The organism is Bacillus sp. URHA0034, from assembly GCF_056280405.1.
The window spans coordinates 2646638-2660493 of the sequence record NZ_JBWCDK010000002.1 but is presented as its reverse complement, the minus strand read 5'-3'; the positions used below and the strand labels follow the sequence as shown (position 1 = coordinate 2660493).

Annotated in this window: 8 protein-coding genes, 12 tRNA genes and 3 rRNA genes; 22 read left to right on the top strand and 1 reads right to left on the bottom strand. The window is 45.1% G+C overall.

Features of this window, described 5'->3' with window-relative positions; translation table 11 throughout:
* The first annotated feature begins 34 nt into the window (after window positions 1-34).
* The 6 genes from acpS (at window position 35) to ACZ9EE_RS14740 (ending at window position 6253) form a co-directional block, all read left to right on the top strand.
* Complete coding sequence (acpS, locus tag ACZ9EE_RS14765; protein ID WP_476028176.1) at window positions 35-382, top strand: holo-ACP synthase; 348 nt, start codon at window positions 35-37, stop codon at window positions 380-382.
* A gap of 200 nt (window positions 383-582) precedes the next feature.
* Window positions 583-1602: a LolA family protein gene (locus tag ACZ9EE_RS14760; RefSeq protein WP_476028174.1), complete on the top strand. Its 1020-nt coding sequence runs from the start codon at window positions 583-585 to the stop codon at window positions 1600-1602.
* Window positions 1603-1760: 158 nt separating this feature from the next.
* Window positions 1761-2933 carry an alanine racemase gene (gene alr / locus ACZ9EE_RS14755; RefSeq protein ID WP_476028172.1) on the top strand — a complete coding sequence of 391 codons (1173 nt, stop codon included), beginning with the start codon at window positions 1761-1763 and terminating at the stop codon, window positions 2931-2933.
* Window positions 2934-3197: 264 nt separating this feature from the next.
* A complete protein-coding gene (locus tag ACZ9EE_RS14750) occupies window positions 3198-3479 on the top strand; it encodes a CopG family ribbon-helix-helix protein (protein WP_098531723.1) in 282 nt (93 codons plus the stop codon).
* 4 nt (window positions 3480-3483) lie between these two features.
* Window positions 3484-3834 (top strand): type II toxin-antitoxin system endoribonuclease NdoA, encoded by a 351-nt coding sequence (gene ndoA / locus ACZ9EE_RS14745; RefSeq protein ID WP_007083556.1) that lies wholly within the window; start codon window positions 3484-3486, stop codon window positions 3832-3834.
* A 232-nt stretch (window positions 3835-4066) separates the two neighbouring features.
* A complete protein-coding gene (locus ACZ9EE_RS14740; protein ID WP_476032962.1) occupies window positions 4067-6253 on the top strand; it encodes a Tex family protein in 2187 nt (728 codons plus the stop codon).
* 78 nt (window positions 6254-6331) lie between these two features.
* Here ACZ9EE_RS14740 and cmpA read toward each other — a convergent pair whose 3' ends face one another.
* Window positions 6332-6445: a cortex morphogenetic protein CmpA gene (gene cmpA / locus ACZ9EE_RS14735; protein ID WP_007083554.1), complete on the bottom strand. Its 114-nt coding sequence runs from the start codon at window positions 6443-6445 to the stop codon at window positions 6332-6334.
* A gap of 99 nt (window positions 6446-6544) precedes the next feature.
* Between cmpA and ACZ9EE_RS14730 the strand changes: the two genes are divergently transcribed.
* The 16 genes from ACZ9EE_RS14730 to ACZ9EE_RS14655 all read left to right on the top strand — a co-directional run bounded on the left by ACZ9EE_RS14730 (window position 6545) and on the right by ACZ9EE_RS14655 (window position 13568).
* Window positions 6545-7015 (top strand): SprT family protein, encoded by a 471-nt coding sequence (locus ACZ9EE_RS14730; protein WP_476028168.1) that lies wholly within the window; start codon window positions 6545-6547, stop codon window positions 7013-7015.
* A 119-nt stretch (window positions 7016-7134) separates the two neighbouring features.
* Window positions 7135-7209, top strand: a tRNA-Asn gene (locus tag ACZ9EE_RS14725).
* Window positions 7210-7216: 7 nt separating this feature from the next.
* Window positions 7217-7307: transfer RNA gene (locus ACZ9EE_RS14720), tRNA-Ser, on the top strand.
* Window positions 7308-7322: 15 nt separating this feature from the next.
* Window positions 7323-7394: transfer RNA gene (locus tag ACZ9EE_RS14715), tRNA-Glu, on the top strand.
* Window positions 7395-7451: 57 nt separating this feature from the next.
* Window positions 7452-7526, top strand: a tRNA-Gln gene (locus tag ACZ9EE_RS14710).
* A 118-nt stretch (window positions 7527-7644) separates the two neighbouring features.
* Window positions 7645-7720, top strand: a tRNA-Lys gene (locus ACZ9EE_RS14705).
* A 14-nt stretch (window positions 7721-7734) separates the two neighbouring features.
* Window positions 7735-7819, top strand: a tRNA-Leu gene (locus ACZ9EE_RS14700).
* A gap of 61 nt (window positions 7820-7880) precedes the next feature.
* Window positions 7881-7966 (top strand) — tRNA-Leu (locus ACZ9EE_RS14695).
* Between the two features lie 60 nt (window positions 7967-8026).
* Window positions 8027-8103: transfer RNA gene (locus ACZ9EE_RS14690), tRNA-Arg, on the top strand.
* 6 nt (window positions 8104-8109) lie between these two features.
* Window positions 8110-8186 (top strand) — tRNA-Pro (locus ACZ9EE_RS14685).
* 17 nt (window positions 8187-8203) lie between these two features.
* Window positions 8204-8277, top strand: a tRNA-Gly gene (locus ACZ9EE_RS14680).
* A 98-nt stretch (window positions 8278-8375) separates the two neighbouring features.
* Window positions 8376-9925, top strand: a 16S ribosomal RNA gene (locus ACZ9EE_RS14675).
* Window positions 9926-10118: 193 nt separating this feature from the next.
* Window positions 10119-13054: ribosomal RNA gene (locus ACZ9EE_RS14670) — 23S ribosomal RNA — on the top strand.
* Between the two features lie 77 nt (window positions 13055-13131).
* A 5S ribosomal RNA gene (gene rrf / locus ACZ9EE_RS14665) occupies window positions 13132-13247 on the top strand.
* Together the 16S, 23S and 5S rRNA genes with 12 tRNA genes alongside form the textbook arrangement of a ribosomal RNA operon.
* A gap of 167 nt (window positions 13248-13414) precedes the next feature.
* Window positions 13415-13488 (top strand) — tRNA-Met (locus ACZ9EE_RS14660).
* A 3-nt stretch (window positions 13489-13491) separates the two neighbouring features.
* A tRNA-Asp gene (locus tag ACZ9EE_RS14655) sits at window positions 13492-13568 on the top strand.
* Window positions 13569-13856 lie beyond the last annotated feature (288 nt).

Genomic DNA, 13856 nt, shown 5'->3' with positions numbered 1-13856 from the left:
GCTGGCAATAAATTAAATAGAAGGATGATAAACCGTGATTAAAGGAATTGGCATTGATATCATTGAGCTGCATAGAATTCGCGAACTGATCAGCAGGCAACGTAAGTTGGTCGACCGGATTTTAACAGTTAACGAAAAGAAAACATATGAAGGCTTATCTGAGGCCAGAAAAGTGGAGTTTTTAGCAGGAAGGTTTGCGGCAAAAGAGGCTTTTTCCAAAGCATTTGGTACTGGAATCGGAAAGGAACTATCCTTTTTGGATATTGAAATTGAGACAGATCGCTCAGGAAAACCACTTTTTCGAAAACCAGAGGTTCAGTCGCATTTGTCCATCTCTCATAGTAAAGAATATGCCGTTGCTCATGTCGTAATAGAAGAATAGTCCGAATTATGTGATTGGCTCTCCATATGGTGGGCTATATTTTTTAGACAGCTTGCCTCTTTGCGAGAATAATCCCCTGGGTTGTCTCATATATTCATAGGGAAATAGGAGAGACAAGGTCAGCTATGGTTATAAGCCTGATTCCTGCCTTTCTCTTCTTTGATAATCATATGAAAATGAGACAAGAAGGGGTTGAAGGAATGAGGAAAAAGTTTTTACTGCTTATTACTGGGCTAATGGTCATTTTCGTACTGGCTGCCTGTGGAACAAAATCACAAGACGATGTGGTAAAGGAACTCAAGAGTAAGCAGAGTGATTTGACCAGCTATAAAGTGAATGCGAAAATGACGCTGAAAATGGGCTCGGATTCGCAGGTTTATAATGTTGAAATCTGGCATAAGGATCCTACATTCTACCGTGTAAATTTAAAAAATGCTGAGAAAGACCAGAGTCAAATGATTCTAAGAAATAAAGAAGGAGTCTTTGTTCTTACTCCAGCCTTGAATAAAAGTTTCCGATTCCAAAGCGATTGGCCGCAAAATAGCAGTCAAGCCTATTTGTATGAATCCCTAATTAAGGATATTGTGGCGGACCGAGAAGCTAAGTTCTCTTCCACAAAGGACTTCTATATCTTTGAAACGAAGACCCGTTATCAAAACAATAGTATGCTTCCATTCCAGGAAATTAAGCTGAATAAAAGTGACTTATCGCCTGCTGTCGTCAAAGTAATGGACCCTGATCGGAATGCCCTGGTAACCGTTGAGTTTTCGAAGGTTAAATTTAATGCGAATTTTGACAAGGACGATTTCGATATGAAAAAGAATATGACACGAGCACAGTTAAATTTACCTGCAATGGCAAGCGGCAAAGAAAAAGACCAAACATTCTCTGTTAAGTATCCTACATTTGAGCTAAAAGGAACCAAGTTAATTGAAGAAAAGACAGTCAAAATGGAGGATGGCAAACGAGTAGTCCTCACCTATGACGGCAAAAAATCCTTTACAATCGTTCAAGAAAAGGTGGCTGCAAAGGTAGTATCTACTACTCCGACTCGAATGGAAGGGGATATCGTTGATTTAGGCGCAACGATTGGGGCCTTGTCGGATCATTCGCTTTCGTGGTCACAAGGCGGTGTCGATTATATGATTGCCTCCAATAACCTGAACAGAGATGAGATGGTTGAAATCGCAAAATCAGTTCAAGGTGACGCAGTAAAATAATATCTTAGCAAAACAGGCCTTGTGCCTGTTTTTTTTGGTATGTAAACGGAAAAAGTAGTATGATATTTTTATGTGAAAGAGCATGGAACCCGAAATAAATTATTAACATCCAATTTTGTGGTAAAATAAAAAATGGAATTAAATTAGGAAGTGGAAAAATGGAAGAGCAAGCTTATTTTTATCGAGATACATGGGCTGAAGTTGACTTGGATTGTATCACTGAGAATGTCTCCTCTGTAAGAAAACACTTACCAGAAAAAGTGGAAATTATGGCGGTGGTTAAGGCGAATGCCTATGGCCATGGTGACGTTCAAGTGGCGAAAACAGCCCTTTCAGCGGGGGCAAGCCTTCTTGCGGTAGCTTTTATGGATGAAGCAGTGGCGTTAAGGCATAAAGGAATTCTTGCCCCAATTTTAGTATTAGGCGCATCTCGGCCTGAAGATGTCCAAGTGGCAGCCAAATATGATATTTCTCTTACTGTTTTTCAGAAAGAATGGCTGCAGCAAGCGCAAAAACATTTGGCTGTTGGCGAAAGAGTTTCCTTGCACATTAAAGTGGATACGGGAATGGGCAGAATTGGAGTAAGAAGCCGTGAAGAATTATCAAGCGTTGAGCAATTAATTTTAAGGAATGAACAATTTCGTTTTGAAGGAATATTCACTCATTTTGCCACAGCAGATGAACTGGATACTCGTTACTTTCAGCAGCAATTAGCGCTGTTTGAGGAATTACTAAAGGGGTTAACGAAACGGCCAAAGTATATTCATACCAGTAATAGTGCAGCAGCTATCAGATTTCCTAATGCCTACTTTAATGCCGTCCGGCTTGGTATCACGATGTATGGTCTTACACCATCTCTTGAAATGGAAAAGGAAATCCCGTTCCCATTGAAGGAGGCTTTTTCACTGCAAACACGGCTTGTCCATGTAAAGCAGATGAAAAAAGGGGATAAGATCAGCTATGGGGCGACTTATGAAAGTGACGAAGATGAGTGGATTGGCACAATCCCAATTGGTTATGCCGATGGATGGATTCGCAGGCTCCAACGGCAAGAAGTATTAGTCGACGGAAAGCGTTCGCCAATTGTCGGGAGAATTTGTATGGATCAGTGTATGGTACGTCTTCCTGCTAATTTGCCTGTTGGTACAGCTGTCACGCTAATTGGCCGGCAGGGAAAGGAATTCATTTCAATCAATGAAATTGCAGCGAGGCTTGAGACCATAAATTATGAGGTCCCGTGTATCATTAGCAACCGAGTTCCCCGTCTTTATAAAAAGGGTGGTAAAATTGTCGATATAAAAAATGCCGTCCTTGGCAATTCACAGGCGTAAATAAAGAAATTTAAACATATTTATGATATTGCGGTAAATTGTGCATAAAAGCATCTTTGATTGGCTTATAATACAGTAGAATTATATTTAGTCTATGAATTGGGCTTGATTAGTGTTATTATAAAATATGGTACAGATATTAAATTTAAAACTCGCTGATGGAAACCCTTGAAGGGCCAGACAGAAGTGCGGTTAAATTTAAGCATCAGAATGAAATTCTGGTTAGATAAAAATGGTGTGTAGTGATGGTGGAGGTGTATGTTTGTGTCTGAAACTGGCGCAACTACGGAAATCTTAGTAAAGTTACCGCAACATCTTTTAACTGAGTTAGATGGTTTCGTTAAGCAAGAAAATGTGAACCGCAGTGAGTTTATTTACCAAGCAACCAAAATGTATTTACGCGAACGGAAAAAGAGACAAATTCGCGAGTCGATGAGACGCGGATACATGGAAATGGCTAAGATCAATCTTAGAATTGCATCAGAAGCATTTTTAGCAGAATATGAGGCAGAACACACAGTTGAACGTCTTGTAAGCGGAGGATAATCCTTTGATTGTCAAGCGTGGTGACGTTTATTTTGCGGACCTATCCCCAGTTGTTGGTTCTGAACAAGGCGGCGTCCGACCAGTACTTGTCATCCAAAACGACATCGGGAATCGGTTTAGTCCCACAGTGATTGTTGCAGCGATTACAGCTCAAATTCAAAAAGCAAAGCTTCCTACTCATGTCGAAATTGATGCGAAGCGCTACGGATTTGAACGTGACTCGGTCATTCTGCTAGAGCAAATTCGTACAATTGATAAGCAGCGGTTAACCGATAAAATCACCCATCTCGATGACGAAATGATGGAGAAAGTGGATGAAGCCCTACAGGTAAGTTTAGGTCTCATCGAATTTTAGTTTTAAATACGCTCTTTTAAAAGAGCGTTTTTTCATACATAATCTGCCTCTCGATTTTTCTGCCATTCCAGCAAGCTACCCTATCGTAGCTTGCTTTTCTTTTTGGCTGCAACACTTTTAAAAAAGGTCCAGCTATAGCGCCCAGCGACTAATGACTTCGCTAAATGGGCGCTTTTGCTTTTCCGATTAATGAAACGAGTATCTTAAAATGATACAATGGAATGAAAAAAGGATGGAGGATTGTTTTGTGAACGATACAGTTGTAAAAGATGATCAACTCTTGGGGAAAATTGCCGCTGAGCTAACTATCTCCAATAAACAAGTAAAAAGTGTTATTTCATTGCTTAATGAAGGAAACACCGTTCCTTTTATTGCCCGTTATAGAAAAGAAATGACCGGCGCCCTTGATGAGGTGCAAATCAGGGCAATCTTAGAACGCTGGCAGTACATTCAAAACCTTGAGCAACGAAAAGAAGAAGTTTTGCGAATTATCGAGGAACAAGGAAAATTAACCGATGAATTAAGCAAAGCCATCACAAAGGCAGAGAAGCTCCAGGAGGTAGAAGATCTATATCGGCCTTATAAACAAAAACGAAGAACGAAAGCAACAGTAGCTAAAGAAAAAGGATTAGAACCATTTGCAGTGTGGTTGATGACTTTTCCAAAAGAAGATATCGAGCAAAAGGCAAAAGAGTTTCTATCTGACGAAAAACAAGTTGTTACGATTGAAGAGGCCATTGCAGGTGCGAAGGATATTATTGCGGAAATGGTTTCTGATGATGCCGAAGGGCGTAAATGGATTCGTAAAGAAACATTTAAATCTGGTACAGTCGGTTCAATTGTGAAAGATGCAGAAAAAGACGAAAAAAATGTCTATGAAATGTATTATGAGTATGAGGAACCTGTCAATAAGATTGTTCCACACCGGATTCTGGCCTTAAATCGCGGTGAAAAAGAAGACATCTTACGTGTTTCGATTAAGATGAATGCTGAACTGATCATGACCTATCTATCAAGAAAATGGGTCGGTGTTCAGTATTCGCCAGCTGCTCCGCTTGTGCAGGAAGCGTTGGAAGATGGATATAAACGGTTGATTCAGCCTTCAATCGAACGTGAGATCCGCGCTGAGTTAACGGAAAAGGCGGAAGAGCAAGCCATACATATATTTTCGGAAAATCTCCGTAACTTACTGCTGCAGCCACCTCTAAAAGGCAAAGTGGTCATCGGTGTAGATCCAGCCTATCGGACAGGATGTAAATTAGCGGTAGTCGATGAAACAGGGAAGGTCTTGAAAATTGATGTCATTTATCCGCATCCCCCTGTTTCAAAAACAAAAGAGGCACGTGAAAAATTCATTAAAATTCTACGTGAATATAAAGTGGAGATGGCGGCTATTGGCAACGGAACTGCTTCGAGGGAGACAGAACAGTTTGTCGCTGATATCTTAAAAGAGATGGATGAAGAAATATTTTATCTAATCGTCAACGAGGCAGGTGCCAGTGTTTATTCAGCCTCTGACCTTGCTAGAGAAGAGTTTCCACATTTCCAAGTTGAAGAAAGAAGTGCTGTTTCGATTGCCCGCCGCCTGCAGGACCCTTTAGCAGAGTTGGTAAAAATAGATCCAAAATCAGTTGGGGTTGGCCAGTACCAGCATGATGTTTCCCAGAAACGTCTATCCGAATCCCTGCATTTTGTGGTAGAGACGGCAGTTAACCGGGTTGGGGTAAATGTGAATACGGCTTCTTCTTCATTACTTCAATATGTGGCGGGGTTAAACAAAACCGCTGCCAATAATATTGTCAAAAAGCGCGATGAAGAAGGTAAGTTTACTAGTAGAGTGCAATTAAAGAAGGTACCGCGATTAGGGGCAAAAACCTATGAGCAGGCCATTGGTTTCTTGCGTGTGCTAGATGGTAAACAACCACTTGATCGGACTGGAATTCATCCTGAAAACTATGATGAAGTTAAAAAGCTGTTAACTAGTTTAGGTTTGACAGCAAAGGACTTAGGTTCAGAAAAGTTAAAAACCGCACTAAATGGTCTTGATTTAAAGGCGGTTTCTGAAGAACTATCCGTAGGTGAGTTAACCCTAAAGGATATTATTGATGCCTTAGTAAGACCAGAACGAGATCCACGTGATGATTTACCCCGTCCGCTTCTGAAAAAGGATGTCTTAAAACTAGAAGACCTGAAAGCGGGAATGGAGCTTCAAGGGACAGTTCGTAATGTTGTCGACTTTGGTGCTTTTGTTGATATCGGTGTTAAACAGGATGGGCTTGTTCATATTTCTAAGCTCAGCAATCGGTTTGTAAAACATCCTTTGGACATTGTTTCAGTAGGTGATGTTGTTACGGTATGGGTGGACTCTGTTGATATGAAAAAGGGCCGAGTTGCTTTAACCATGCTGCCGCCATCTTAAGATTAAGATAGGGAAAGCGCCTTTGGCCCCGAGAGAGGCTCGGGGACTAGAGGCGCCGTAATTAGAGGAACACTGCTTTTAGGAGCAGTGTTTTTTTCTGTAAAAAAACCAGCACTGGTTTAGCAGCTTAATCTGATAGCGGTCCTTCTCATAGAAAGCCCTTTTCATTTGGTTTTGTAACCAAGTTGGCATAGTGTAAAACCTCCCGAAAAGTACATCATTCATTAAAGGTATATACAATATATGCTATAATAGGTTGTCATGTTCGCTGGAAAGTGGGGAACTGTAAAAATGGAGCAGCGGGAACTGCAATTATTAGTAGAAAAGATATCTCTTGATTTCTTTAGTAAACCGTTTAAACATATGGCATTGTTTAATCCGAGGTTACGATCAACCGGGGGAAGATATCTTTTAGGCACTCATAATATTGAAATTAATAAAAAGTATCTAGAACAGCTTGGTGAAAAGGAGTTAATTGGTATCATCAAGCACGAGCTCTGCCATTATCACCTCCATCTTGAAGGCAGAGGATATCAGCACAAGGACCAAGATTTTAAGCTTTTATTAAAAAAGGTAGGAGGACCCCGATTTTGCAATCAGCTGCCTGAAAGGAAGGCAAAACAAACAGCAAAAAAAGTACTAATTTATCAATGCTCAAACTGTCAGCTTACGTATCAAAGAAAAAGAAGTATTAATACTTCAAAGTACGTATGTGGGAAGTGCAGAGGGAAATTGTTAAAAGTTAAAGAAATTCAATTATAATTCTGTGATAATATGGTTAAAATCTTTATGTAAAATAATATTGACTTTATAGTTATAGGTCTTTATAATGTAAAGAGTCGATAGGGCAAATGCCTTATTGAAAAGATAATGTTGACTATTCCGCAGTAGCTCAGTGGTAGAGCTATCGGCTGTTAACCGATCGGTCGTAGGTTCGAGTCCTACCTGCGGAGCCATTTATATGGGGAAGTACTCAAGAGGCTGAAGAGGCGCCCCTGCTAAGGGTGTAGGTCGGGTGACCGGCGCGAGGGTTCAAATCCCTCCTTCTCCGCCATATATTTTTTGTTTCGGCCCCTTGGTCAAGCGGTTAAGACACCGCCCTTTCACGGCGGTAACACGGGTTCGAATCCCGTAGGGGTCATCAGGGACGGGGAGTGACTCTGTTTCATTTCCTGTTTCTTAAATTTTAAAACCTTATTGGGCTATAGCCAAGCGGTAAGGCATCGCACTTTGACTGCGACATGCGTTGGTTCGAATCCAGCTAGCCCAGCCATTTGTGATTTTTTATCTTAGAATGAGCCAGTAGCTCAGTCGGTAGAGCAACGAGCGAGTCTGCGAAGAAGAGGGCGTTTGATCTACCACAAATCAGTTTTAGGAAATCATCTTAGAATGAGCCATTAGCTCAGTTGGTAGAGCATCTGACTTTTAATCAGAGGGTCGAAGGTTCGAGTCCTTCATGGCTCACCATTCGATTATCATATGCGGGTGTGGCGGAATTGGCAGACGCACCAGACTTAGGATCTGGCGCCGCAAGGCGTGGGGGTTCGACTCCCTTCACCCGCACCATTAATTTCCTCTTGAAATAGATGGAGTTAGATGTTATTATTGATTCTGTCGCTAAATAAATGCGGTCGTGGCGGAATGGCAGACGCGCTAGGTTGAGGGCCTAGTGGGGGCAACCCCGTGGAGGTTCAAGTCCTCTCGGCCGCACCAAAAAAAGTTATTGACAATCTCAATTGGATTTGTTATACTTTAAAAGTTGCTTAACAAAATGCGCCCGTAGCTCAATTGGATAGAGCGTCTGACTACGGATCAGAAGGTTATGGGTTCGACTCCTTTCGGGCGCGCCATATATACGGGAAGTAGCTCAGCTTGGTAGAGCACTTGGTTTGGGACCAAGGGGTCGCAGGTTCGAATCCTGTCTTCCCGACCATTCAAAATTCATATTATGCGGGTGTAGTTTACTGGTAAAACCTCAGCCTTCCAAGCTGATGTAGTGGGTTCGATTCCCATCACCCGCTCCAAATTGTTCTTTGAAAACTAAACAAACAAAAACGTCAACAAACAATAATATTCATTTCTTACGAAATGAAGCCAACGTAACAAAATGAGCTAATCAACTTTCTTGGAGAGTTTGATCCTGGCTCAGGACGAACGCTGGCGGCGTGCCTAATACATGCAAGTCGAGCGAATCAATAGGAGCTTGCTCCTGTTGGTTAGCGGCGGACGGGTGAGTAACACGTGGGCAACCTGCCTGTAAGACTGGGATAACACCGGGAAACCGGTGCTAATACCGGATAATCCTTTTCCTCTCATGAGGGAAAGCTGAAAGTCGGTTTCGGCTGACACTTACAGATGGGCCCGCGGCGCATTAGCTAGTTGGTGAGGTAACGGCTCACCAAGGCGACGATGCGTAGCCGACCTGAGAGGGTGATCGGCCACACTGGGACTGAGACACGGCCCAGACTCCTACGGGAGGCAGCAGTAGGGAATCTTCCACAATGGACGAAAGTCTGATGGAGCAACGCCGCGTGAGCGATGAAGGCCTTCGGGTCGTAAAGCTCTGTTGTTAGGGAAGAACAAGTACCGGAGTAACTGCCGGTACCTTGACGGTACCTAACCAGAAAGCCACGGCTAACTACGTGCCAGCAGCCGCGGTAATACGTAGGTGGCAAGCGTTGTCCGGAATTATTGGGCGTAAAGCGCGCGCAGGCGGTCCTTTAAGTCTGATGTGAAAGCCCACGGCTCAACCGTGGAGGGTCATTGGAAACTGGGGGACTTGAGTGCAGAAGAGGAAAGCGGAATTCCACGTGTAGCGGTGAAATGCGTAGAGATGTGGAGGAACACCAGTGGCGAAGGCGGCTTTCTGGTCTGTAACTGACGCTGAGGCGCGAAAGCGTGGGGAGCAAACAGGATTAGATACCCTGGTAGTCCACGCCGTAAACGATGAGTGCTAAGTGTTAGAGGGTTTCCGCCCTTTAGTGCTGCAGCTAACGCATTAAGCACTCCGCCTGGGGAGTACGGCCGCAAGGCTGAAACTCAAAGGAATTGACGGGGGCCCGCACAAGCGGTGGAGCATGTGGTTTAATTCGAAGCAACGCGAAGAACCTTACCAGGTCTTGACATCCTCTGACACTCCTAGAGATAGGAATTTCCCCTTCGGGGGACAGAGTGACAGGTGGTGCATGGTTGTCGTCAGCTCGTGTCGTGAGATGTTGGGTTAAGTCCCGCAACGAGCGCAACCCTTGATCTTAGTTGCCAGCATTCAGTTGGGCACTCTAAGGTGACTGCCGGTGACAAACCGGAGGAAGGTGGGGATGACGTCAAATCATCATGCCCCTTATGACCTGGGCTACACACGTGCTACAATGGATGGTACAAAGGGCAGCAAAGCCGCGAGGCCTAGCCAATCCCATAAAACCATTCTCAGTTCGGATTGTAGGCTGCAACTCGCCTACATGAAGCCGGAATCGCTAGTAATCGCAGATCAGCATGCCGCGGTGAATACGTTCCCGGGCCTTGTACACACCGCCCGTCACACCACGAGAGTTTGTAACACCCGAAGTCGGTGGGGTAACCGTAAGGAGCCAGCCGCCTAAGGTGGGACAGATGATTGGGGTGAAGTCGTAACAAGGTAGCCGTATCGGAAGGTGCGGCTGGATCACCTCCTTTCTAAGGATAATGCAGTCCTTATGGACTGATAAGAAGTTGACCGTTTTTTGTTTGTTTAGTTTTGAGAGTACAATCTCTCAAGAGTATATTCGTTCTTTGAAAACTAGATAATCGTATAGAAGAAACCAAGTAAAAACCGAGTAAAATCGCCATTTTAGTTTTTCTCTCTATTTTAAATAGAGTAAACCTTTTAGGTTAAGTTAGAAAGGGCGCACGGTGAATGCCTTGGCACTAGGAGCCGATGAAGGACGGGACTAACACCGATATGCTTCGGGGAGCTGTAAGTAAGCTTTGATCCGGAGATTTCCGAATGGGGAAACCCACTGCTCGTAATGGAGCAGTATCTTTACCTGAATACATAGGGTATTGATGGCAGACCCGGGGAACTGAAACATCTAAGTACCCGGAGGAAGAGAAAGCAAACGCGATTCCCTAAGTAGCGGCGAGCGAAACGGGATTAGCCCAAACCAAGAGGCTTGCCTCTTGGGGTTGTAGGACACTCTACATGGAGTTACAAAGGAACGGGGTAGATGAAGCGGTCTGGAAAGGCCCGTCATAGAAGGTAAAAGCCCTGTAGTTGAAACTTCGTTCCCTCCTGAGTGGATCCTGAGTACGGCCGGACACGTGAAATCCGGTCGGAAGCAGGGAGGACCATCTCCCAAGGCTAAATACTCCCTAGTGACCGATAGTGAACCAGTACCGTGAGGGAAAGGTGAAAAGCACCCCGGAAGGGGAGTGAAATAGTTCCTGAAACCGTGTGCCTACAAGTAGTTAGAGCCCGTTAATGGGTGATAGCGTGCCTTTTGTAGAATGAACCGGCGAGTTACGATTACATGCAAGGTTAAGTTGAAGAGACGGAGCCGCAGCGAAAGCGAGTCTGAATAGGGCGTATTTAGTATGTGGTCGTAGACCCGAAACCAGGTGATCTACCCATGTCCAGGGTGAAGTCCAGGTAACACTGGATGGAGGCCCGAACCCACGCACGTTGAAAAGTGCGGGGATGAGGTGTGGGTAGCGGAGAAATTCCAATCGAACTTGGAGATAGCTGGTTCTCTCCGAAATAGCTTTAGGGCTAGCCTCACGTAGTAAGAGTCTTGGAGGTAGAGCACTGTTTGGACTAGGGGCCCTCATCGGGTTACCGAATTCAGACAAACTCCGAATGCCAAAGACTTATCCGTGGGAGTCAGACTGCGAGTGATAAGATCCGTAGTCAAAAGGGAAACAGCCCAGACCACCAGCTAAGGTCCCAAAGTATACGTTAAGTGGAAAAGGATGTGGAGTTGCTTAGACAACCAGGATGTTGGCTTAGAAGCAGCCACCATTTAAAGAGTGCGTAATAGCTCACTGGTCGAGTGACTCTGCGCCGAAAATGTACCGGGGCTAAACGTATCACCGAAGCTGTGGATTGACACCGTTGGTGTCAGTGGTAGGAGAGCGTTCTAAGGGCGTTGAAGCTAGACCGTAAGGACTGGTGGAGCGCTTAGAAGTGAGAATGCCGGTATGAGTAGCGAAAGATGAGTGAGAATCTCATCCACCGAATGCCTAAGGTTTCCTGAGGAAGGCTCGTCCGCTCAGGGTTAGTCGGGACCTAAGCCGAGGCCGAAAGGCGTAGGCGATGGACAACAGGTTGATATTCCTGTACCACCTCTTTATCGTTTGAGTGATGGGGGGACGCAGGAGGATAGGGTAAGCGCACTGTTGGATATGTGTGTCTAAGCAGTTAGGCTGAGAAGCAGGAAAATCCGCTTCTCGCGAAGGCTGAGCTGTGACAGCGAGGGAAATATAGTACCGAAGTTCCTGATTCCACACTGCCAAGAAAAGCCTCTAGCGAGATAAAAGGTGCCCGTACCGCAAACCGACACAGGTAGGCGAGGAGAGAATCCTAAGGTGAGCGAGAGAACTCTCGTTAAGGAACTCGGCAAAATGACCCCGTAACTTCGGGAGAAGGGGTGCTCTTTGGGGTTCATAGCCTCGAAGAGCCGCAGTGAATAGGCCCAGGCGACTGTTTAGCAAAAACACAGGTCTCTGCGAAGCCGCAAGGCGAAGTATAGGGGCTGACGCCTGCCCGGTGCTGGAAGGTTAAGAGGAGGGGTTAGCTCACGCGAAGCTCTGAATCGAAGCCCCAGTAAACGGCGGCCGTAACTATAACGGTCCTAAGGTAGCGAAATTCCTTGTCGGGTAAGTTCCGACCCGCACGAAAGGCGTAACGATCTGGGCACTGTCTCAACGAGAGACTCGGTGAAATTATAGTACCTGTGAAGATGCAGGTTACCCGCGACAGGACGGAAAGACCCCGTGGAGCTTTACTGTAGCCTGATATTGAATTTTGGTACAGCTTGTACAGGATAGGTAGGAGCCTGAGAAGCCGGAGCGCCAGCTTCGGTGGAGGCGTCGGTGGGATACTACCCTGGCTGTATTGAAATTCTAACCCGCACCCCTTATCGGGGTGGGAGACAGTGTCAGGTGGGCAGTTTGACTGGGGCGGTCGCCTCCTAAAGAGTAACGGAGGCGCCCAAAGGTTCCCTCAGAATGGTTGGAAATCATTCGTAGAGTGTAAAGGCACAAGGGAGCTTGACTGCGAGACCTACAAGTCGAGCAGGGACGAAAGTCGGGCTTAGTGATCCGGTGGTTCCGCATGGAAGGGCCATCGCTCAACGGATAAAAGCTACCCCGGGGATAACAGGCTTATCTCCCCCAAGAGTCCACATCGACGGGGAGGTTTGGCACCTCGATGTCGGCTCATCGCATCCTGGGGCTGTAGTCGGTCCCAAGGGTTGGGCTGTTCGCCCATTAAAGCGGTACGCGAGCTGGGTTCAGAACGTCGTGAGACAGTTCGGTCCCTATCCGTCGTGGGCGCAGGAAATTTGAGAGGAGCTGTCCTTAGTACGAGAGGACCGGGATGGACGCACCGCTGGTGTACCAGTTGTCTTGCCAAAGGCATCGCTGGGTAGCTATGTGCGGACGGGATAAGTGCTGAAAGCATCTAAGCATGAAGCCCCCCTCAAGATGAGATTTCCCATAGCGTCAAGCTAGTAAGATCCCTGAAAGATGATCAGGTTGATAGGTCAGAGGTGGAAGCGTGGCGACATGTGGAGCTGACTGATACTAATCGATCGAGGACTTAACCATAGTCTATAAGGCGAACTCGTTTTTACTTCTTCTACACATTATCTAGTTTTGAGAGAACGATCTCTCTAATTAAATAGTCTGGCAATTATGGCGAGAAGGTCACACCCGTTCCCATACCGAACACGGAAGTTAAGCTTCTCAGCGCCGATGGTAGTTGGGACTTTGTCCCTGTGAGAGTAGGACGTTGCCGGGCTGTTTATTTTAAAAAATTTTATTATCGCGGGGTGAAGCAACGAGCGTTGCTACAATGAATAATCTGCGAGTTGTACCCATCGAGCTGCTGCTTGAATAAGCTTTCTGAGATGGGGACAGTCAGTAACAAAACATGGAGCATATTCCAAACTTTATAACTTTTATTATCGCGGGGTGGAGCAGTCTGGTAGCTCGTCGGGCTCATAACCCGAAGGTCGTAGGTTCAAATCCTGCCCCCGCAATTTGGTCTGGTAGTTCAGTTGGTTAGAATGCCTGCCTGTCACGCAGGAGGTCGCGGGTTCGAGTCCCGTCCAGACCGCCATATTTATTAAAACTAGTCGAAACATGGTTTCGTCTTTTTTTTTGCCTTAAAATACAGAGTAAAAAGTGAAATACCTTTATGAACATTTTTTAAAGAAGACTCTTAAAATTCTAAAGATAAACCACACCTTCCTTCATCTTTCTTAAACCGACCTGTTTATCTTTAATGGACGATTTTTTAAAGTCCGATGAATTTGTCCAATAGGAATGTTCTAATGGACATTCTATTAGGAAATGGGAAAGATTTATCTAATAGAGTTGCATCTAATGGACAAATTTTCAAAGAGCT